General features: G+C 46.1%; 24 protein-coding genes and 1 other annotated feature (1 of these 25 only partly in view). All 24 genes read right to left on the reverse strand.

Annotated features, from left to right (window positions below; translation table 11 throughout):
• A protein-coding gene (locus MKY98_RS19820; protein ID WP_069011270.1) for a LysM peptidoglycan-binding domain-containing protein crosses the window boundary here: on the reverse strand, positions 1-159 show its start. 1,440 nt of this gene lie to the left of the window's left edge; the window shows 159 of its 1,599 coding nt (coding positions 1-159); its start codon is at positions 157-159; its stop codon lies beyond the left edge, outside the window.
• Between the two features lie 159 nt (positions 160-318).
• Positions 319-1,203 carry a branched-chain-amino-acid transaminase gene (ilvE, locus tag MKY98_RS19825; protein ID WP_029518432.1) on the reverse strand — a complete coding sequence of 295 codons (885 nt, stop codon included), beginning with the start codon at positions 1,201-1,203 and terminating at the stop codon, positions 319-321.
• Positions 1,204-1,220: 17 nt separating this feature from the next.
• Entirely contained in the window at positions 1,221-2,120 is a 900-nt protein-coding gene (pheA, locus tag MKY98_RS19830) for a prephenate dehydratase (protein ID WP_029518431.1), read from the reverse strand.
• On the reverse strand, positions 2,117-3,085 hold the full coding sequence (thrB, locus tag MKY98_RS19835) for a homoserine kinase (RefSeq protein ID WP_069011269.1): 969 nt from the start codon (positions 3,083-3,085) through the stop codon (positions 2,117-2,119). The genes pheA and thrB overlap by 4 nt, the downstream gene beginning before the upstream one ends.
• Before the next feature lie 27 nt (positions 3,086-3,112).
• Positions 3,113-4,399 carry a homoserine dehydrogenase gene (locus MKY98_RS19840; protein WP_029518429.1) on the reverse strand — a complete coding sequence of 429 codons (1,287 nt, stop codon included), beginning with the start codon at positions 4,397-4,399 and terminating at the stop codon, positions 3,113-3,115.
• Between the two features lie 43 nt (positions 4,400-4,442).
• Positions 4,443-4,880: an ACT domain-containing protein gene (locus tag MKY98_RS19845; protein ID WP_013311587.1), complete on the reverse strand. Its 438-nt coding sequence runs from the start codon at positions 4,878-4,880 to the stop codon at positions 4,443-4,445.
• Between the two features lie 157 nt (positions 4,881-5,037).
• Positions 5,038-6,348 (reverse strand): GTPase ObgE, encoded by a 1,311-nt coding sequence (gene obgE / locus MKY98_RS19850; protein WP_029518428.1) that lies wholly within the window; start codon positions 6,346-6,348, stop codon positions 5,038-5,040.
• Positions 6,349-6,361: 13 nt separating this feature from the next.
• Entirely contained in the window at positions 6,362-7,099 is a 738-nt protein-coding gene (locus MKY98_RS19855; protein WP_029518427.1) for a Spo0B domain-containing protein, read from the reverse strand.
• 146 nt (positions 7,100-7,245) lie between these two features.
• A complete protein-coding gene (gene rpmA / locus MKY98_RS19860; protein WP_039272574.1) occupies positions 7,246-7,563 on the reverse strand; it encodes a 50S ribosomal protein L27 in 318 nt (105 codons plus the stop codon).
• A gap of 5 nt (positions 7,564-7,568) precedes the next feature.
• Positions 7,569-7,907 carry a ribosomal-processing cysteine protease Prp gene (locus MKY98_RS19865; RefSeq protein WP_013311591.1) on the reverse strand — a complete coding sequence of 113 codons (339 nt, stop codon included), beginning with the start codon at positions 7,905-7,907 and terminating at the stop codon, positions 7,569-7,571.
• 13 nt (positions 7,908-7,920) lie between these two features.
• Positions 7,921-8,232 (reverse strand): 50S ribosomal protein L21, encoded by a 312-nt coding sequence (gene rplU / locus MKY98_RS19870; RefSeq protein WP_013311592.1) that lies wholly within the window; start codon positions 8,230-8,232, stop codon positions 7,921-7,923.
• 13 nt (positions 8,233-8,245) lie between these two features.
• Positions 8,246-8,333, reverse strand: a sequence feature (ribosomal protein L21 leader region).
• 98 nt (positions 8,334-8,431) lie between these two features.
• The gene (locus MKY98_RS19875) at positions 8,432-9,616 is read right to left on the reverse strand and encodes an Rne/Rng family ribonuclease (protein ID WP_029518425.1); all 1,185 of its coding nucleotides are present in this window, start codon (positions 9,614-9,616) and stop codon (positions 8,432-8,434) included.
• Between the two features lie 47 nt (positions 9,617-9,663).
• Positions 9,664-10,542, reverse strand: coding sequence for a M50 family metallopeptidase (locus tag MKY98_RS19880; RefSeq protein WP_029518424.1), 879 nt, complete (start codon positions 10,540-10,542; stop codon positions 9,664-9,666).
• On the reverse strand, positions 10,535-11,380 hold the full coding sequence (locus MKY98_RS19885; RefSeq protein ID WP_069011268.1) for a peptidoglycan DD-metalloendopeptidase family protein: 846 nt from the start codon (positions 11,378-11,380) through the stop codon (positions 10,535-10,537). Before MKY98_RS19885 ends, MKY98_RS19880 begins: the two co-directional genes overlap by 8 nt.
• A 340-nt stretch (positions 11,381-11,720) precedes the next feature.
• Positions 11,721-12,518, reverse strand: coding sequence for a septum site-determining protein MinD (minD, locus tag MKY98_RS19890; RefSeq protein ID WP_013311596.1), 798 nt, complete (start codon positions 12,516-12,518; stop codon positions 11,721-11,723).
• 3 nt (positions 12,519-12,521) lie between these two features.
• A complete protein-coding gene (locus MKY98_RS19895) occupies positions 12,522-13,184 on the reverse strand; it encodes a septum site-determining protein MinC (RefSeq protein ID WP_029518422.1) in 663 nt (220 codons plus the stop codon).
• Between the two features lie 82 nt (positions 13,185-13,266).
• Positions 13,267-13,797, reverse strand: a complete 531-nt coding sequence (gene mreD / locus MKY98_RS19900) for a rod shape-determining protein MreD (RefSeq protein WP_029518421.1) — start codon at positions 13,795-13,797, stop codon at positions 13,267-13,269.
• Positions 13,797-14,618: a rod shape-determining protein MreC gene (gene mreC / locus MKY98_RS19905; RefSeq protein WP_029518420.1), complete on the reverse strand. Its 822-nt coding sequence runs from the start codon at positions 14,616-14,618 to the stop codon at positions 13,797-13,799. Before mreC ends, mreD begins: the two co-directional genes overlap by 1 nt.
• Before the next feature lie 55 nt (positions 14,619-14,673).
• Positions 14,674-15,708, reverse strand: coding sequence for a rod shape-determining protein (locus MKY98_RS19910; protein ID WP_013311600.1), 1,035 nt, complete (start codon positions 15,706-15,708; stop codon positions 14,674-14,676).
• Between the two features lie 106 nt (positions 15,709-15,814).
• Complete coding sequence (gene radC / locus MKY98_RS19915; RefSeq protein ID WP_025722728.1) at positions 15,815-16,507, reverse strand: RadC family protein; 693 nt, start codon at positions 16,505-16,507, stop codon at positions 15,815-15,817.
• 13 nt (positions 16,508-16,520) lie between these two features.
• Positions 16,521-17,129: a Maf family protein gene (locus tag MKY98_RS19920; RefSeq protein WP_039272577.1), complete on the reverse strand. Its 609-nt coding sequence runs from the start codon at positions 17,127-17,129 to the stop codon at positions 16,521-16,523.
• Between the two features lie 22 nt (positions 17,130-17,151).
• Positions 17,152-17,394, reverse strand: coding sequence for a DUF4321 domain-containing protein (locus MKY98_RS19925; RefSeq protein ID WP_023989955.1), 243 nt, complete (start codon positions 17,392-17,394; stop codon positions 17,152-17,154).
• Between the two features lie 121 nt (positions 17,395-17,515).
• Positions 17,516-18,736: an SPOR domain-containing protein gene (locus MKY98_RS19930; RefSeq protein ID WP_069011267.1), complete on the reverse strand. Its 1,221-nt coding sequence runs from the start codon at positions 18,734-18,736 to the stop codon at positions 17,516-17,518.
• 165 nt (positions 18,737-18,901) lie between these two features.
• A complete protein-coding gene (gene murC / locus MKY98_RS19935; RefSeq protein ID WP_013311605.1) occupies positions 18,902-20,281 on the reverse strand; it encodes a UDP-N-acetylmuramate--L-alanine ligase in 1,380 nt (459 codons plus the stop codon).
• Between the last annotated feature and the right edge of the window lies 1 nt (position 20,282).

Genomic DNA, 20,282 nt, shown 5'->3' on the forward strand with positions numbered 1-20,282 from the left:
CGTGACAGGCTCTGTTGGAATTTTAATTTTCTCACCGATACTCAACTGATTAGGGTCTGCCAACTGGGGATTGGCGGCAATAACTTTCTCCAGCGTCACATTATACTTCTGTGCCAGCAAGTACAGAGTGTCACCTTTTTTGACGATGTGTATTTTCACAGGTCACAAACCTCCTAGACTTTCGTTCGGGCGGGATAAACGCCCGGCTTCTGTTATTACATCCTATGCACCTCCCGGGCGAATGACCCCATACAAACAAAAAAATCCTTATAACTGAATACTCTCGCGAGCATTCAATTAAAAGGATTCGGTTTTATTTTAGTCCTGCCACACTTTGTAGCCATCCTGATCCACGATCTTCCGGAACTCAGCCAGGAGCTCCAAAGTTACTGGGCCAGCAACGCCAGAGCCGATCGTACGACCATCCACTTCATAAGCTGCAATAACTTCTGCCGCAGTTCCTGTAAAAAACACCTCGTCCGCAACATATACATCATGCAGTGTAAAAGGTTGTTCCTTAAGGGAGTACCCAAGCTTAGCACACAAATCGATAATAGCATTACGAGTGATCCCTTCAAGCGCCCCCAAATAGCAAGGAGGTGTATACAACACTCCGTTTTTGACAATGAAAATGTTGTCTGCAGAGCCCTCCGTCACATACCCTTGGGAATTGAGCATAATAGCCTCACCTACACCAGCATAGTTAGACTGGATCTTCACGAGGATATTGTTGAGATAGTTCAATGATTTAATCTTCGGATTCAAAGCATCCGGGATGTTGCGACGCTGAGAGACAGAAATTGTCTTCAGGCCAGTCAAGTAAGCTTCTTCTGGGTAAATGGCGAGCTGCTCCACGATAATGATGACACTCGCCTTCGCACAACGAAGAGGGTCTAAACCTAGATTTCCTGCACCTCGGGATACAATCAGACGGATATATCCGTTACGCATTTCGTTAAGACGAATCGTTTCAGCCATTGCTTCCAACATTTCATCAGGAGACAACGGAATGTTTAACTGAATGGATTTCGCAGAATCATACAGACGCTCCAAGTGCTCCTTACATTTAAAAATATTCCCGTTATAGATACGAATGCCCTCAAATATACCGTCTCCGTACAAGAATCCATGATCATATACGGAAACCTTTGCGTTTTCCTTAGTCACATGCTGCCCATCCAGATAGATCCATTGTTCTGCCATTAAAACCACACCTCCGATTAATGTTCCTTTAAAATAGGTTCGATCGCTGCTTCAACATACTTGTAGCTTGGATAAGAGCCAAGAACACGTACATGGCACCCCAAAGCCTCGATCTCTGCAAAGGCTGCCGGAAGTAGCACGGAATGCAGAGATTCCAAAACTTCAATGTAAAAATAGTAATTCCCCAATTGCTTTTTGGTCGGACGCGATTCAATACGGGACAGATTTAACCTGCGCCATGCAAATGCGGATAAAACCTGATGCAGCGCTCCCGGGAAATCCTGCGGCGGCGTGACCAAAATACTGGTTCGCTGACCTTCAGGCGTACCCGGGAGACTTATAGGTTGATGACCGATCAAGACAAAGCGGGTAAAGTTGTTATCGTGATCCGTCACTTTGCTGGCCAAAATATCCAATCCGTGTTTGGCAGCCGCAAGCTTGGTTCCGAGAGCGGTCCAGCCTTTACCGGGGTTATGTTTAACAATTTCGACGGCTTCCGCCGTACTTCCTGCACTCTCCAACTCGGCCTGAGGAGCGGAAGCCTGTATGAATTCTTTACACTGGGGAAGCGCCACAGGATGAGACATAATTTTGACCACTTTGCTCAAATCTAGCTTGTCCAAATCCTTCGTAAATTCACTGCGATGACCAATAAGATTTTGAATTGAAGGATATACCCATTCCGCCTGCATTTGAATGTCTACTTCATGTACAAGCCAATCCATATGCAAACTTACAGAGCCATCAATCGTATTTTCAATGGGAATTACACTATAGTCTGCCTGACCCTTGTCTACTGCCTGAAATACGTCCGCGATATGTTTGTAAAAAAGTAATTCATGGGACGTATCTCCTAACAAATACTTAATCGCTTCATGAGAAACAGTCCCCTCAGGAAGAAGTGCAATTCGTTTCATATCGTAAGTTCCCCTTTAATCATATCCATAAAAGGGAGAGTATTCCCTTCTGTATATACTTTAACTCCTTCATTCTCAGGGCGCAATTTTAAAACAGAAGCAGTGATCCCCTCTTTGTTCATGGTATCCGTTAAATACTGCTCCAGCTCTGCTTTCCGATTTTCCCGCCGATCTGTCAATGCCAGCAACGTTGGTCCAGCCCCACTTAGAGCCACACCCAAAGCACCATAATGGTGCGCATCCTGCAAGATCTCTGTCATACCTGGCACAAGTGCCGCGCGGTAAGGCTGATGAAGCTGATCACGCATCGCTTCAGCGATTAAGTCGGTTCGCCCTGATGCCAATGCTGCTACCAGCATGGAAGCATGACTTATATTATATACAGCATCCTTCAATGATACTTGTGCGGGTAGAACCTCTCTGGCTTTCGACGTGGACAGCTGAAAATCTGGAATAACTACCATAACCTCCAGATTGGTATCCGGTTCAAGTCGTAAATGCCTAGCACGCTCACCGTCCCACATCGCTGTAATAATACCGCCAAACAGAGAAGCTCCAACATTATCCGGATGTTTTTCAATGGCGCTTGCCATATCGAACAACTTGGAATCCGGCAGAGGCGAGCCAATCAACGTATTTGCAGCGACCAAGGCGCCCACAATGGCGGAAGCACTGCTGCCCAAACCACGAGTGAGTGGAATATCTGAGTACATCGAAATATCGAGCTCAGGAACTGATACACCCGTTTCCCGAAAAACCATTTGTGCTACCTTGAAAATCAGATTAGTTTTATCTTGGGGAACACCATTCATTTCATCTCCGTATAAATGAAAAGCCGTCTGTTCGGCCTCCTTCATTTCAATCCATGCATATAAGGACAACGCCATGCCCAATGTATCAAAGCCCGGACCCAAGTTGGCCGTACTCGCGGGCACACGCACTCTTGCTGTTTTTAAAACGGTCATACAGACAATTCCTCCTGCTTTTATTGACTATCCCTCTACTCGATATACGCTCTTGATGCGACGGATGACGTCCAAAGTTTCAAAATGCTCCAAAACCTTTTTCATACTTGCTTTACTGGCTAAATGAGTCACGATAATAATTTCAGCATCGGGGTTAACCTCATTCGGTTGCTGCACAACAGATGCCAGACTGACATCAAATTCAGCAAATACTTGCGTAATCCGTGCCAACACCCCTGCTTTATCATCCACATGCAGAAGCACGAAGTTTTTGAAATACACATCTTCGTCGTTACTAATTTTTTTAGGGTTGTAAGGAACGATGGCTTTAAGCCCATTGACACCAAGTTTGAGATTTTTCACTACAGCAACTAAATCGGCTACAACTGATGTTGCCGTCGGCATTTCACCTGCACCCGCACCATAAAACATGGTTTCACCCACTGCTTCACCATGCACATACACCGCGTTGAATACCCCGTTCACCGAAGCCAATGGATGTTGCTTGCGTACCATGGTCGGCTGAACGTTAATCGTAAATTCATCACCCTGGCGCTCTGCAATGCCTAGCAATTTCATTTCATATCCTAGTTTTTTAGCAAAAGCAATATCTTCACTGGTTACCTTTGAAATGCCGCTGACACTTACATCCTTGAGCTCTACATTAGAGCGGAAACCCAGCGTGCCGAGAATTGCCATTTTACGGGCTGCATCCAGTCCTTCCACATCTGAGGTCGGATCGGATTCAGCATACCCAAGCTCCTGTGCTTCCTTGAGAACTTCCTCGTACGAGGCCCCTTCCTGACTCATTTTGGTTAAAATAAAGTTTGTCGTACCGTTCACAATCCCCATAATGCGGGTAATGCGGTCGGAGGAGAAACCTTCAATTAGTGTACGAATGATCGGGATACCACCCGCTACACTCGCTTCATAAAAAATATCACACTGCTTTTCCTGCGCCTTTGCTAATACTTCAGAACCGTGCAAAGCCATTAAGTCCTTATTTGCCGTTACGATGTGTTTACCCCGCTCCAGCGCTTCAAGAATGTACTCCTTCGTCTGATCAACGCCGCCCATGACTTCGATAATTACATCAATTTCAGGGTCCCGAATAACTTCCCATGGGTCCTCAGTAAGTTTGCTCGTCTCCACTTCAATGGAACGATATTTTTCTATGTTTTTTACAGCTATTTTTTCAATGATGATCGGTGAACCGACTTGTCTGCTCAAGTCTTCCTGATTGCCTTCTACGATTCGAACGACCCCCGTTCCTACCGTCCCCAAACCTAACAATCCTACTTTGACCGGTTTCATCCATTCCCCTCCTGATAACTTTTATCTAATGAACTGTATTGCCTTAACCTTGCCCAATCAGGCGAACACGTTTGACTCCAGAGATATCTTCCAAGCCCTCCAGTAGAACACCCAACTCTTCACTGAGTCTGGACATTTCTACCGAGATGACTACGTTGGCTCTGCCTTGCAGTGGAATACTTTGCTGAATCGTCAGCACATTGCCTCCGAAATCTGCCACTCTGCCAAGTACCCTGGACAACATTCCGGATTGATGTTCCAAATCAATAGAGATATTAACAATTCGCTCACGCTCCAGCTGGTTAACCAAATGTATGCCATCCTTATATTTATAAAAGGCGCTTCGGCTTAGCCCAACTTGCTCGACGGCATCATGCACGGTTTTAACATCTCCTGAAGCCAGCAGCAGTTTCACCTGTATGGTCTTAACAATAGCTTCAGGCAAAATATCTTCCCGTACCAAGTAATAGCGCTCTTTCAAGAACGTCCTCTCCTCAAAGACTTATGTTTTTGTATAGAGGACATTATATCGAAACTCATGAAAATCGGCAAGCAAACAATGCAAAAAACGGCTACTGCCTTCTATAGAGTTTCCTATAGTACAGTAACCGTTCAGGTTTTAGACCTTTATTTGAAATTTAGTAGTAGCTGCTGCCTTCAACAAATTCGAACTCGAAATCAGCAATGCGTACAGATGTACCATCTTTGGCGCCACGCTTGCGTAACTCAGCATCCACACCCATGTGGCGTAACGTTCTTGCTAATTTCAAAATGGCATCATGCGAGTTCAACTGCATGCGCTTCATCATGCGCTCAATTTTAGGGCTCTGCACCACGAATGTATCGTTTTCACGTACAATTGTAAAGCCCTCGTCTTCTGCTGTATCCAGCTTAAATACCTTACGTTCATTAACTTCTGCTACTTCCTCAACAACCGGCTCGTCCGGTATTTGATCCAGCAAATCAGCAGCCCGGTAGAGCAGTTCCTTCACACCTTGACGTGTCAGTGAGGAAATAGGCATGATTTCAAGATCAGGACGTATAGAAGCAATCTGCTCTTTGAAGTGAGCCAGGTTTTCTTCAGCTTCCGGCATATCCATTTTATTGGCCGCCACAATTTGCGGACGCTCAGCCAATGCTGAATTATATTGCTTCAATTCGTCGTTAATTTTAGTCCAATCTTCAAACGGGTCACGTCCTTCGGAGCCCGCCATATCCACGACATGGATAATAATACGCGTCCGCTCAATGTGCCGCAGAAATTCATGTCCCAGCCCAATACCTTCATGAGCCCCTTCAATTAAACCAGGCAAATCCGCCATCACAAAATTACGATGATCACCCACATCCACAACACCCAAATTCGGAGTAATCGTTGTAAAGTGGTAGGCCCCAATTTTCGGTTTTGCGGAAGATACAACCGACAACAAGGTAGACTTCCCAACACTAGGAAACCCGACCAAGCCTACATCAGCCATTACTTTTAACTCAAGCGTGATATAACGTTCTTGTCCCTCTGCACCGTTCTCAGCCAACTCAGGCGCTGGATTACTCGGCGTAGCAAAACGGATGTTCCCGCGCCCTCCGCGTCCTCCTTTAGCTACGACGACTTGTTGACCATGACGTGTCATATCTGCTACTACTTCACCAGTATCATCATCTATGATGACCGTTCCCGGCGGTATACGTACGATCATGTGCTCCGCATTGGCTCCGTGTTGACTTTTGTTACGACCTTTCACTCCACGCTGGGCTTTAAAATGTCGTTGGTACCGAAAATCCATCAAGGTACGCAAACCCTCATCTACACGGAAAATTACATCTCCACCGTTCCCTCCGTCACCACCACCTGGGCCACCTTCAGGAACGTATTTCTCACGACGAAACGCAATTAATCCGTCTCCGCCGTCTCCGCCTTTAACAAAAATCTTCGCTTTATCTACAAACATGGTTACACCTTCCTTATGTCTGGCACTGCATCCGAATTTGAAACATTTCGCCCGTAGGGAGCTTCTCTGTTCGAATGCGTTCACTTCCGGGTACGGATCTGACCCGCTTAAGGATATTCAAATCCGCAGGTATGTCACTTCCTTCAAAACGGACGATAACATCATTCTGATCCATACCGAAATAAAGTGTCAATCTGCGCACTTCTCCCCAGGACGACCGGCCCCCGCCATATTGATACGCACGCACCGTTTCTATGACGGCCGAGGCAAGCGACTCGCCGTCTTCGGGAGACATGACAGCGTCTAACTTTAACTGCTCCTCAACCTGTACCGACAACTGTAAATTACCGGCGTTCACGCGAAAAGACTGTAAATAAAACACCAGTGAGGGAATACCCAACTTAGATATTTTACTGTCTTCCGCCACGCGCCCTTTTATTGTTTCCACATAAGCAACAGATTTATCATGCTTATTCATGCGAATATATCCATAAAGCACCTGCAAGTCATTCATCCAGTCATGCCGATGATGGTTAAGCATTGCAATCGCTGTACGCTCAAAAGAACGCAAAGCAGCTTTCCGCTCATACTCAACCTGTCTATTCGTATACCACATACCAAAACATGCAGCAACTACAGACCATACTGCTAATAAGATAATCGTTAATACTTCGGGATAGAGCAGTGAAAAAACCAAAGGAATCAGAATGGAACCCAACGCCAGATAAGGCGCTCTTATCCGCTGGAACATGGCTTCTCTCCGTTCTGCGATAATTAAATGGATTATTAAAGAACCTTAATCCAGTATAGCACAGACTAACTTTCCAGTTCATTACCATCATGCAAAAAAGCCTCCGACAAAAGTGCCGGAGGCTTTTCAGCGTGTCTAAGCCGCTATTAAGCTTCTACAGTAGCTGCTACTGGAGCAACGTCGATCGGGTAGATGCTCACCTTTTTGCGATCACGGCCCCAACGTTCGAACTTCACAACGCCGTCCACTTTCGCGAACAGGGTGTCGTCCTTACCGATGCCCACGTTCGTGCCCGGGTGAATTTTCGTTCCGCGTTGACGAACCAGGATGCTACCGCCGGTAACTGCTTGACCGTCAGCACGTTTCACTCCAAGACGTTTCGATTTACTGTCACGTCCGTTTTTTGTGGAACCTACACCTTTTTTCGATGCGAATAATTGAAGATCCAATGTCAATTTCAACATGATGTCTACCTCCTTCTTTGATTATTTTCTATTTGAATATACTTACCGTATGATTCAGCAATGCTTGTCAGCATAATCACCATGGACTCCAGCAACAGTTGAACCTGTGCGTTCGCATCATGATAACTTTCAGGAGAAAGATACGCGCTTAAAAAGCCGTTTTCCATTTCCGTTTCCATCTCAACGTCCGTAAGAGCTCCAATCGAATTGACAGTTCCTACTGTTACCGCCGAAACGCCAGCACATACGATATCCTCGCCAGATTTAGCGAAATTTGCATGTCCTTTAACGGAAAACCCCTGTATGCTGCCATCCTCCAGTCGTGTAATACGCACGATAATCACTTATCGCACCCTCTTACGCTTGGATTTTTTCAATCGTCACTTTCGTGTACGGTTGACGATGACCTTGCTTCACATGGTAGTTCTTTTTAGGTTTGTATTTGTATACGATGACCTTTTGACCTTGACCATGCTTCTCAACTTTAGCTGTTACAGAAGCTCCAGAAAGAAGCGGTGTACCTGCTGTCAAGCCATTGTCGCCGGACACTGCCAGAACACGATCGAACGTTACAGTTTCACCATCATTAGCTTCCAACTTCTCGATGAACAATACGTCGCCCTCTTGAACTTTGTATTGCTTACCACCTGTTTCGATAATTGCGTACATTTGCTTGCACCTCCTTATGTCTCAGACTCGCCTAATAGCAGGTGGCAGATTCCCTTAGGATACTGCACTTCAGTACCTGATTGGAGCGGTTACAGCATGTGCAGCCAATCTTACGCATAACACATACTAAATGATTGTAGCACAAGCTTTATACACATTCAACCTTTAGTTTTAAAATGATTTTGGGTTACGCATCGCTCTACACGAGCGTCTTTTCTTCACGCACTTTTTTGCGGGTCATTTCCAGCAAACCTAACCGCGTCCAACCGACAACATAAGATTTGGTCCGATCCTTCTTTAATCTTGCTTCCAGCACAGAGGATACTTCCCGACGGTTCTCCTCTTGTTCCATGTCAATAAAATCAATGATGATGATACCACCAATATCACGCACACGTACCAGGCGGGCAATCTCTTCAGCTGCTTCAATGTTAGTCCGGGTTACCGTTTCTTCCAGATTACTGCCTCCCGTAAACTTCCCGGTATTCACATCAATGACGGTTAGTGCCTCCGTATGATCAATGACAATGTATCCACCGCCCTGCAGCCATACCTTTCGCGCAAAATCGCGTTCCAGCTGCTCATGAATGCCATAAGCTTTAAAAATCGTTTCTTCTGCACCACGAAATATACTTACATGAGCTTTCGCAGGACCAATCTGTTGCAGCATGATTTCTGCATCCTTTGCTTGCTCTTCACTGTCAATAACCAGTTCATCCTGTTCAGGTGTAAACACATCCCGAATCAATCGCTGAACAATACTTAAATCCCGGTGTAATTCGCACGGAGCCGAGTGTTCACCAGCTTTACGCTGAATAGCCGCCCACTGCTTACGTAGTTGATTCAGATCATTTTCAATCGCCTCTATACTCATGTCCTCCGAAACGGTACGGATTATGAGTCCTTCCTCACTTGTGCGTAGCTGCTCTCCCATTGCTTTCAAACGGGTGCGCTCGCCCTCACGTTCGATCTTCTTGGATACGGCCACATAATCAGCACGGGGCATATATACGATCCAGCGACCCGGAAGTGAAAAATGAGTGGTGACCCTGGCTCCTTTGCTACCAACTGCCTCTTTTAATACCTGTACTACAATTTCCTGCCCCACTTTTAACACTTCAGAAATGGATGGCTTTACCTCCGGCTGCTTGTCCAAATGAGCGTGAAGTACGTCATCTACGTACAAAAAGGCATTCTTTCGCTGTCCAATGTCAACAAAGGCGGCTTGCATACCTGGTAGCACATTGACCACCCTCGCTTTGAAAAAAGAACCTAGAATCCCCCGTTTTCGCGGTAGTTCAGCCGCATATTCAACCAATCGTCCCTCTTCCAACAGCGCCATTTGGGTCATCTGCTGCTGGCATTGTACAATCATTTGCTTCATGGTTTTTCAACCTCTCTGGATACAGCCTCTTTCTTACTCATAAAACATTATTTAGGCTTGGGTTCTCCACCATCTGGCGGGCGTGTCGCAAAATAAGAGCGAATAAGGCGTTGCTCCGGCAGTACGGCTACAATTCGTCCCTGTTCATTCATAACATAAACCATATGATACCGATCTCTTCTGAAAAGACGCAAAATAGGCTCCAAATGTTTCATTGGCAGGGATACAATAGGTAAGGCAATACTTCCCTTAGCTATTTCGCGGTAAAAAAGCTCGTCCCTCCCCAGCAAAAACCGTATAAAACGGTAAGGGATATTCCGATAATCCACAATATTAGAATAAAGCAAAAAAATCCCTACCGCCAGCAGATTTAAATGCATAGGCCCATTTTGCCTTAACAACGGTGAAATACCATACATACAAAATAGCAGACTCGTTACGATACTGGCCCTAAAGGTCCACACTAATGTGCGGTGATAAGAAAAGGATAAGCTAATCATTGCCTGCAATATTTTCCCACCATCAAGTGGTAAAATGGGCAGCAAATTAAACAGTGCAATAACTGCATTCCCCTGAATTATATAATTTACATAATCATACTCCGGTCCACTCACATTTTTGAACCATAAAAGGATGATGATCATGATTCCGTTTTGCAGGGGCCCCGCTAGCGCAATGACAATCTCCTTCCACGCATTGAGCTTCCCCTGATCCTCAATGACCGCAACTCCTCCAAAGGGTAGCATCTGTATGGAAAGCACCCGCGCGCCTAACAACGAAGCAGCTGTCGCATGACCTAGCTCATGAATAAACACCAATGTAAATAAAGTGATGATCTCGATAAAATGTCCCGTTATTATGGAGGTCAGCATAACCAATACAAACAGTGGATGTAGTGATAAGGTCACCCCTCGGACATTAATCAAGGGCTACCACTTCCGACGGGTCAATGTAGTGATCCCCTCTCTGAACTGCCAAAAATAAAGTTGCCGCCTCGCTGCCGCTGCGACTTGCTGGCAGTACACCGATCTCATCTCCCTCCTGAACCCAGTCGTTCACTTTTAAGGTAGAGCGGGAAAGCCTCCCGTAAGTTGCTGTGATACCGCCAGTGTGTCGAACTGTAACCGAAATCCCGCTTTTGGGATGATTTAATATGTCTAATACTCGTCCTGCATCTATACTTTTAACAACGATTGGCCCGTTGTCAGTGACATTCGGCGTAATTTCTACCCCTTTCAGGCTCAGTACAAAAGGCTGTGTTATAGTACCTTCGATCGGTGGAGAGCCCTTTCGATTTGCGGCTACCTTGTGCGTTTCATGCTCCTCGCCAAAAATCGGCAAAAAGGAAGGAGCTCCGTCAAAATAAGTTTCATACCATTGTCCGACGGCTGCAAAATCCATATCCTTATTCAAGGCATCCGCAATAAACATTCTCAAATTCACTGCATAGGGAATATCCCAACGAAACATTCCCCATACCATTCCAAATAACACCGTTGCTATGACTGATCTTCGCCAAAAGGAAGTCCAAAAAGACGGAGCACGATTCGCCCCAAAAGATTGCTGCCAGTGTTGCCGCTCATTTTTCCACTCCGTTTCTGGGTCTCTGGACGAGTTGGCACTGACTATAGGCATCGACCTCATATCTTTATCCCCGTGCCTGTACTGATATATGCCAGAGGGATACGTCTCCGCTTTGCTTCCCGCGATTAGCTGCTGTATACGTTCTTCTCTGCGCTGCTTGATTCCGGAATTTTTATTCATCCTGTTCAGCCCCCTCAGCGAGGTATGTTTGATACATCTTATGAGGACGGGCTTCAACTTATGTTGTCCCGCTCGGGAATAAGTACCTAAAAATCAAAAAAACCGGCGCTAACGCACCGGATTTGTTTTGTGTTTATAATATTTATGTAGTGACCCTAAATTTTGTGAAGCCGTATTATAGGAATTTAAAAAGACAAACCAAAAACACTTAAATAAGATTATTACTTATTTAAGTGTCTAGTATTACAAATGAATACTACTACAGCTCCTACCTTAGAACCAATAGAAAATCACTTAGGAAGCGTGGAAGCAATTTACCAGCCATAACTTCCGGTTTTCCTCATCCACCCATACCAAAAAACTTCTTAAAACGTGTCATCACGCTTTTCTTCTGGTCTAGCTGCATGAGGGGCACTGTATCGCCCAAAATCCGTCTCGCAATGTTACGGTAAGCAATCGCGGCCTGTGAATCTGGATTCATAACGGTGGGCTCCCCTGTATTAGCTGCTTTAATTACCATTTCATCATCCGGCACAATCCCAATAAGGTCTATGCTAAGCACTTGTAAAATCCCATCAATATCCAACATATCTCCGGATTTAACCATGCTATTGCGAATGCGGTTAACCACCAACTTGGGTGATATCACATGTGAGCTTTCCAGTAAACCAATTACCCGGTCTGCATCGCGTACGGCTGCATTTTCCGGAGTAGTCACAACAATAGCCTGATCCGCCCCAGCAATGGCATTTTTAAAGCCTTGTTCAATACCCGCAGGGCAATCGATCAATATATATTCAAAATCCTTTTTAAGCTCCAAAATAATATCCTTAACCTGCTCCGGCGTAACAGCACTCTTGTCCTTGGTTTGAGCGGCTGGCAGCATATACAGCTCCTCAAAACGCTTGTCCTTAACCAGTGCCTGATTTAAACGGCAACGACCTTCCGCTACATCAACAAGGTCGTAAATAATTCGGTTTTCTAGACCCATCACAACGTCTAGATTACGCAAACCGATATCCGTATCCACCAAACATACCTTTTTGCCGAGCAGTGCAAGCGCTGTTCCTATATTGGCTGACGTCGTCGTTTTGCCGACGCCGCCTTTTCCTGAAGTGACGACGATAGCCTCTCCCATGTGCTACACCCCTTTGAACACGTTAAAATCGCGGCCCAGACGCACAATATTGCTCATTTTATCTATTTGCATAGCGCCATCCTTGAGATACGCAAATTCCATACCGGATTCACGTGTCTCCCATTCGTCTGGTGGACGGCTGATCATTTCGGAAATTCGCAACTGTGTCGGTGCAAAATAGGAAGCCGCTATAATCGCTTCACTATTTCCCTCCATCCCTGCATGCGCCATGCCTCGCAGAGCGCCGAGGACATAAATATCACCAGTACATGTTATAATTCCACCCGGGTTTACATCTCCCAAAAAGAGTAGGTTCCCATTGTGATGAAGCACTTGACCAGATCGGATAATCCCTGTCACCGTATGAATAGGGGGCTTTCCCTGCACTTCCACAGGCAGTCCAGGTGATTCTACAGACCTGATGAGCAGATTCCCCTTTTGCTTCAAAATCTCCAGAATACTTTCCTTCTGTTCCTCTGTCACTTCTCGGCTTCCCAGCTTAATATCCACATGAATGATCGGGCCTGTTAAAATATTTTGATGACTGTGCTCCAGCTTAAAACGCAGCTCACCCAGCAAATTCTCAAACTCGCATTGATCGTCCAGCAGGAATACCAGGCCATCTTTGATGCCTTTAATCGTGACATGATTCGATTTCACTGCCATTAGCCTGTCCCTCCTATCTCAATCATTTCGTCCCCGGGACGTCAAATCCCTGCTAACCCGGACAAAATGTGTGTAAAAAGACCTAGACAGCCTCTTCCTTTTTCACACGGGTACCCAAACGCTGCAACTGCTTGCGAACTGGGACATAAATGATGAGGGCGAACAGAAAATGGATAAATAAATCAGGAATTATATACTGAGCAAGTGCCCAATTGAAAGTCTGATGATTCAGCTGGAACAGCTGGTCAATGGCAAAAAGCATAGAATCCAAGAGGAAACTACCAATCAACACGGCTGCCATCATAATGGGCATCTGCGCACGTCGAGCTGTAAAAACAAGCCCCAATAAGTATGCAGACAACCCCATTGCAAAAGAATAAGGCCCAATGATAAACCCATAGAACACTACATCATGAATAAGTCCAAAAACAATACCTAGCACCAATGCTGTATGACGGCTGTAATACACAGACACAAACAAGATCACGACATACACAAAATTCGGAACCATTCTTGAATGCCAACTATCCGGAAGAAGCCATGGAAGAATCGTCCCTTCAGCTATAAACAGTACAAACAGCAGCAGTATTAGAACCTGACCGCGCATCTTCATTATTCCGGTACCTCAGGAGTGTAGAGGATGAGCAGTTCTTTCCAATCCACAAAGCTAGCTGCCGGTTTAATAATCGCTGTCCGTGTTTTGCCAAACTCCCCAACCTGAATCTTCTCTACCGTTCCAACCATTAGGTTTTTGCGGAATTTACCACCTGCGCCAGATGTAATAATCTGATCACCCTTTGCGATTGGATCTTTTTCCTCAATGCGAGTCATTTGAAATCTGTTCGTACCCGGATCATAGCTTTCAATCATACCAAACGATTGATTTTCCTTGCCCAAGACTGTCGCTGCAATAGCATAAGAATTCGGATTTTTAGGATCCAATGTAGTCAATAGGGTAACGGTGGACGTAAAATTCCCCGTTTGACTAATGACTCCGACAAATCCTTCAAGCGAACTGACTTCCTGACCAACCTTCGCTCCGTCCTTCTCACCAATATCGATCACAAGCGTTTTGGAATCATTGCTGACGCTGTTCACTTGAGCAACACGATAATCATAATTATTTTTCGCCTTTTGCGTTTGGGTGAACTTCAGTTCATTCTGCAGTCTGGCATTTGTTTCAACATAATTATGGGTCTGAATTTGGTCACGAGTCAGCTTTGCCACAGCAATTTTTAACCGTTCATTTTCTTCGTAGATACTGCGCATATTCCCGATATCTTCAAAGAAGCCCGCTATTGCAGAAGCGGGCCTGTAAAAGATACCTTGCACAAAGCCAATCGAATCTCTGGCGAACTTCTCGGGCCAGGTTAAGGAATTCCTCTGTCCAAGTGTAATCCCCATAAGGGCAATAAACAGAACGATTCCTATCAATAGAACAAATAGTCTTTTATTGCCAAACAGCTTAAACAGTTCCTACACCCCCGATTCAACGTTTGGAACGGACGGCAGAACTGCTGCGCGATTTGAACAAATGAATATTTTCCAACGCTCTGCCTGTACCGATTGCCACACAATCTAGAGGATTTTCTGCTACGATCACCGGCATTCCGGTTTCACCTGCCAACAGCTTGTCCAGGTTACGTAGAAGTGCTCCACCGCCAGTAAGTACAATACCTCTATCCATGATATCCGCTGCCAATTCGGGAGGGCATTTTTCCAGTGTTACTTTAACCGCATCCACGATTGCATTGACTGTATCCGATAATGCTTCACTAATTTCATCAGAAGTAATCGTGATCGTCTTCGGCAAACCTGTTACCAGATCACGTCCGCGGATTTCCGAGGTTTCCACTTGCTCTAATGGCATAGCTGAACCCACTTCCATTTTCAGTTGCTCTGAAGTCCGTTCACCAATCATCAGATTGTATTGGCGCTTCACGTATTGGATGATGGACTCGTCCATTTCATCGCCAGCGACACGCACGGAGCGGCTTGTTACAATCCCACCCAGGGAAATGACTGCCACCTCGGTTGTACCTCCACCGATATCGACAACCATACTGCCTGTAGGCTCCCATACAGGAAGATCAGCGCCAATTGCTGCTGCAAACGGCTCCTCTATCGTATATGCCTCTCTTGCGCCTGCTTGCTTCGTCGCATCTTCAACAGCACGCTGCTCCACCGCAGTAATGCCCGAAGGCACACAAACCATCACGTTCGGATGGCGTGGAAACAAAGAGCGTTGGGCTTGCGCCTGACGGATAAAATATTTGATCATCGTTGCTGTCGTATCAAAATCAGCAATGACACCGTCCTTCATCGGACGAATCGCACGGATATTTCCCGGTGTGCGACCGATCATTTTTTTCGCAGATTCACCAACAGCCTCAATGGTTTTTGTATCTGTACGCAAAGCGACTACAGATGGTTCACGAACCACAATTCCTTTACCTCTTACGTATACAAGCGTGTTTGCCGTCCCCAAATCTATTCCCAAATCTTTTGTAAAGCCACCCAGCATGATGTAATCTCCTTTTCTCTTCCCTGAAATCTGTTATCCAATGTATAAGCGGTTTATTCAGGCCGGATTATCCGGTCGTGTTTAAATGTTTGATTTAAATATTATATTATATCAGACCTTGTTCCTTCAAACTTACAAAGGTCCCGTCCCCGATCACTATATGATCAAGCACGTCGATACCCACGATGTTGCCCGCTTCCATCAGGCGGCGAGTCAACTGGACATCTTCGGGGCTTGGCTTCGGATCACCGCTCGGATGGTTATGAGCGCAAATTATTGAAGCACTGCTGCATTTGATTGCTGCCCGAAATACTTCACGTGGATGCACGATGGCAGAATTCAGGCTACCCATAGATAGTGTTTCCTGAGCAATGACATGATTTTTAGTGTTAAGGAACAAGCATACAAAATGCTCTTTCTGCAAATAACGAAGCTGCTCAAACAACAGATCTGCCACATCCCGCGGGCAACTAATCACCGGGGTCTCCAAATGGCGAGACAAAGCTAATCGACGCCCCAGTTCGATACCCGCTTTTAGCTGTATCGCTTTAGCATCCCCAATGCCCTTAATCTGGGTCAACTCGCTCAAGCTCATATCCACCAGTTGACGCAAATTTCCTGCCTGCTGCAAAATACGCTGCGCTAAATGCACCGAAGACTCATTTTGCGTTCCTGTACGCAGCAATATTGCCAGCAACTCCGCGTTGCTTAAGGCATCCGCCCCATATGTCATCATGCGCTCTCTTGGTCGTTCTTCATGGGGGAGGTCGCGAAGCATCAGTATTGGCGACTCCAGCATATGTTTATCCCCTTTATGGACGCAACACATTCACTCCAAAATCGGACAGCATGTCCGACAGCAAGGAAAGCGGCAATCCTACGACGTTAAAATAACAACCCTGAATAGATTCCACCAGCGTAGCACCCATGCCTTGAATGCCATACGCTCCTGCCTTGTCAGACGGTTCACCAGTATTCACGTATGCCACAATTTGCTCTTGACTCAGAGGCTTCATTGTAACCTCCGTTTGGCGATGTCTGACAAGCACTTCGCCGGTTCCGGTATGTATGCAGGCTACCCCGGTGTACACGCGGTGTGTCCTTCCCTGCAATGCAGTCAGCATGCGAACTGCGTCCGCATGGTCGGCTGGCTTGCCCAATACCGAACCATCCAGCACGACAATGGTATCACTGCCAATCACCAGTCCGGCTTCCTTCGACTGAGTGACGGTGTTCACGACCGCTTGGGCTTTGCGTGCCGCAAGGGTCTCCACGATTTGCTGAGGCGTCCAGCTCTCAGGCGTGCTCTCATCCGCATGACTTGGCACCACCTCAAAGGGGAGTCTCAAAAATGCGAGCAATTCCTTCCTTCTTGGTGAAGTCGATGCCAAAATAATGCGGGGCGTAATTTTCCCGTCCATAAGGGAAGCTCCTTTTCATCAGTTAGAGCCTGCGGTACAGCCAGAACGCGGCAATGATGCCGATCAGACTAAGCAGGCTCAATTCAAAATTTATTGTTATGTTGTAGCTGATAATATCCAGGTCCGCTCTCGGCGACCAAGATATCCTAGTGGGGTGGGTCAGAAAAGAAAGGAATTTGATCGATTGAAGGGCTTTGGCAATCCATGCACCCAAGAGCCAACCGAGCAACAAAAACAGTATAAGCATTCCTACATTTTTTTTCATCCTGATCTTCCCTCGCCATTTTTTGACACCTTCATTATTATACGGTGATTTGTACTGCAATACAAACAGAAATCCGGCATGGGGAACTATTTCCAGTTCCTTGCCGGAAAATATGGTTAGCCTATTGTTTTATGAATTGGATAAATTCCCTCTCACGCAAAACATATTCCATCATGGAGGACTGAATCTCCCAAATGTGTTCCTTGGCTGTATTCTTATTATATTCCCCAAGTGCAGAGATCGCGCTGTTCATCGCCTTTTCAAGTGAGGTTGCGGAGGCAACCGCTTCCTTTGGAAGACCACTGGGAAGTACAGTGATATTTTGTGTCCACTGCTGATGCAGGTCGTTCAGCTCCTTCATGTCGGAGGCTGGCACCGTATTCGGACCTCCTTCTCCGAGCAAGTTTGAGGAAAGTCCGCTCAACTTACCCACCAATGAGCTACTTAACTGAAAAAAGCTAGTGAGTTTATCACCTTCGCCTCCGTAAGCCGCTTTTTCAAATCCAGGCAATTCAAGCTCACGAACATACAATTCGACTCCTTGTGTTTTCAACTGATTGCTGAGCAACTTGGCTTGCTCCCTATCCGGTGATATTCCTGCATATACCCGGTTTTGGTCCTCGGTATCCCCTCCTGCTGCAATACCTGCCTTTAATAGTTCTTCTTTTGCTTGTAAGGCCCGTTCTGGGGTGCTGAAAACCCCATATTGCAACAAATAGTAGGTTTGAGGTGGTACCTGAGCCTCTATGACAGTGACAGGGACAGAATTCTCTTTTGCAGATATTGCATCCACACCAACAGATTCTTTAAAGACCGGTACAGCCTCCTCTACTGAAGGATCTGATCCCGGAACCATGCCTCCTCCGTTAAACAGTAACAACATAATATATCCAAACATGCCTCCGGTCACCAGTGCGCTGGCTACAGAGCCAACCAGTTTCCATCTAGAAGGGTTGGGCGGACGTCTTCTGTACTCTTGGCCAGAATGATAAGCTTCCTCATCCTCTTCCAGGCTATCCGGTAGAACTTCCGCATCTGACCAGGAAGCCGCCGAACGACCAAAGGGGTCATCCCATCCCTCTTGTACTCTTAATGTCGGAGCAAAACGCCGACTTGAAATGCGTTTATTCCGATCCTCAGGCTCATTGATCTTTGATTCTTGTGTAGTTGCAGTATTTTTCTCCATTCCTCTGTTCCGTTCCGTTCCTTTATGCGGGTTATCAGTTTCACGCTGTTCGTTCGTAATCGACTCGTTTTTGTACGGAAGCACCTGTAGCTTATCCTCCCGGCTTGTCTCCGGCAACTGTTGGTCGAACCGGAATGTCATCTTGGTCTTGTTCATGGATGCACTCCCTCCTTGTCCCATACTTCCTCATAGTCTGTTGTATGAGTCAAGCTAAGAATATATGCCCCAGCATTACAAAAAAGGGTATCCCGAAACAAGTCGTGTTCGGAATACCCTTGAATAATTGTAATTCATTGGCGCAACAGCTCATTTTTATACGGTTTACACTTGCTGTCCGCGAAGATGGCGCGCTAACGCGTCACCTGCTTTCCAGATATCTCCTGCTCCCATCGTCAGCACAAGATCACCCGGCTGTAATCGATCTTTCAACTCCTCGATCACAGCTTCTTTGGTCGGCAAATAGATTGCATTAGCATTGCTGTTTTGGACGATTAAATCCACGAGCTTGGAAGAATGCACGCCTTCAATCTGTTTTTCTCCCGCTGGTGAATAAATATCGGTAATGATGACTTCACTAGCCTCGCTAAACGCGCGGCTGAACGCATCGAGCAGGAAAAAGGTGCGGCTATAGCGTTGCGGCTGGAATACAGCAATAATACGCTTGCCAGTCGCTCTCGCTGCGCTAATCGTAGCCTCAATCTCTGTTGGGTGATGCGCATAGTCATCAATAATCAGTATGTCATTGCTTTCACCTAGTACTTGAAACCGACGCTTCGCTCCGTGAAATTCCACAATTGTAGCAGCGATTTGATCGAATGGAATCCCTGCTTCCAAACATGAAATTACAGTTGCCATCGCATTATACATGTTATGTTTACCCGGCACTGATAGTTCGATTGTTCCGAGTGCTGTTCCCTTACGGCTCATAGTGAAGCTTAATCGACGGTCACCTAATTGGATATCTGTCGCCATATAATCCGCTTCATGCTCCACTCCATAAGTAATGACCCGAGTCTGGAGTTGAGGCAGCATTTCCCGGATGTTCTGATCATCTGCGCATACAATAGCCGCTCCATCCGGTCGAATTTGACTCAAAAACTGTACATAAGCACTTTTCAGACGATTAAAGTCGCCATCGTAATTTTCCAAATGATCTGCTTCAATATTGGTTACGATGCCTTGCCAAGGATGATACTGCAGGAAAGAACCATCACTCTCATCCGCCTCAGCAACGACAAACTCGCTTTTACCTGCTTTGGCATTCGTCCCCAAATTCGTGATTTCGCCGCCAATAATATACGTTGGATCAACGTTACATCTCTCCATAACCAGAGCGATCATGGAAGAGGTTGTCGTTTTACCGTGCGCACCCGCAACAGCTATTCCCTTACGTTCGTTAAGCAAGCGAGCCAGCATCTGCGAACGGTGCAGAGTTGGAATATTCAATTCCTCCGCTGCCACCCGCTCCACATTGTCACGTGACAATGCTGTTGAATAGACGACGATATCCGCGCCTGCAATATGCTCAGGCGTGTGTCCAATATATATTTTTGCGCCTTTTGCCGCCAGTTTTTCTGTCAGCTCCTGTGATGCCACATCTGAGCCAGTCACGGTATAACCCATCTCCAGCATGACTCGAGCAATCGCGCTCATCCCGTAGCCGCCGATACCGATAAAATGAACATGTTCCGAAGTAATCAAC

Source organism: Paenibacillus sp. FSL M8-0228 (assembly GCF_038007385.1).
In the GTDB taxonomy this organism is placed as follows: Bacteria; Bacillota; Bacilli; order Paenibacillales; family Paenibacillaceae; genus Paenibacillus; species Paenibacillus polymyxa_D.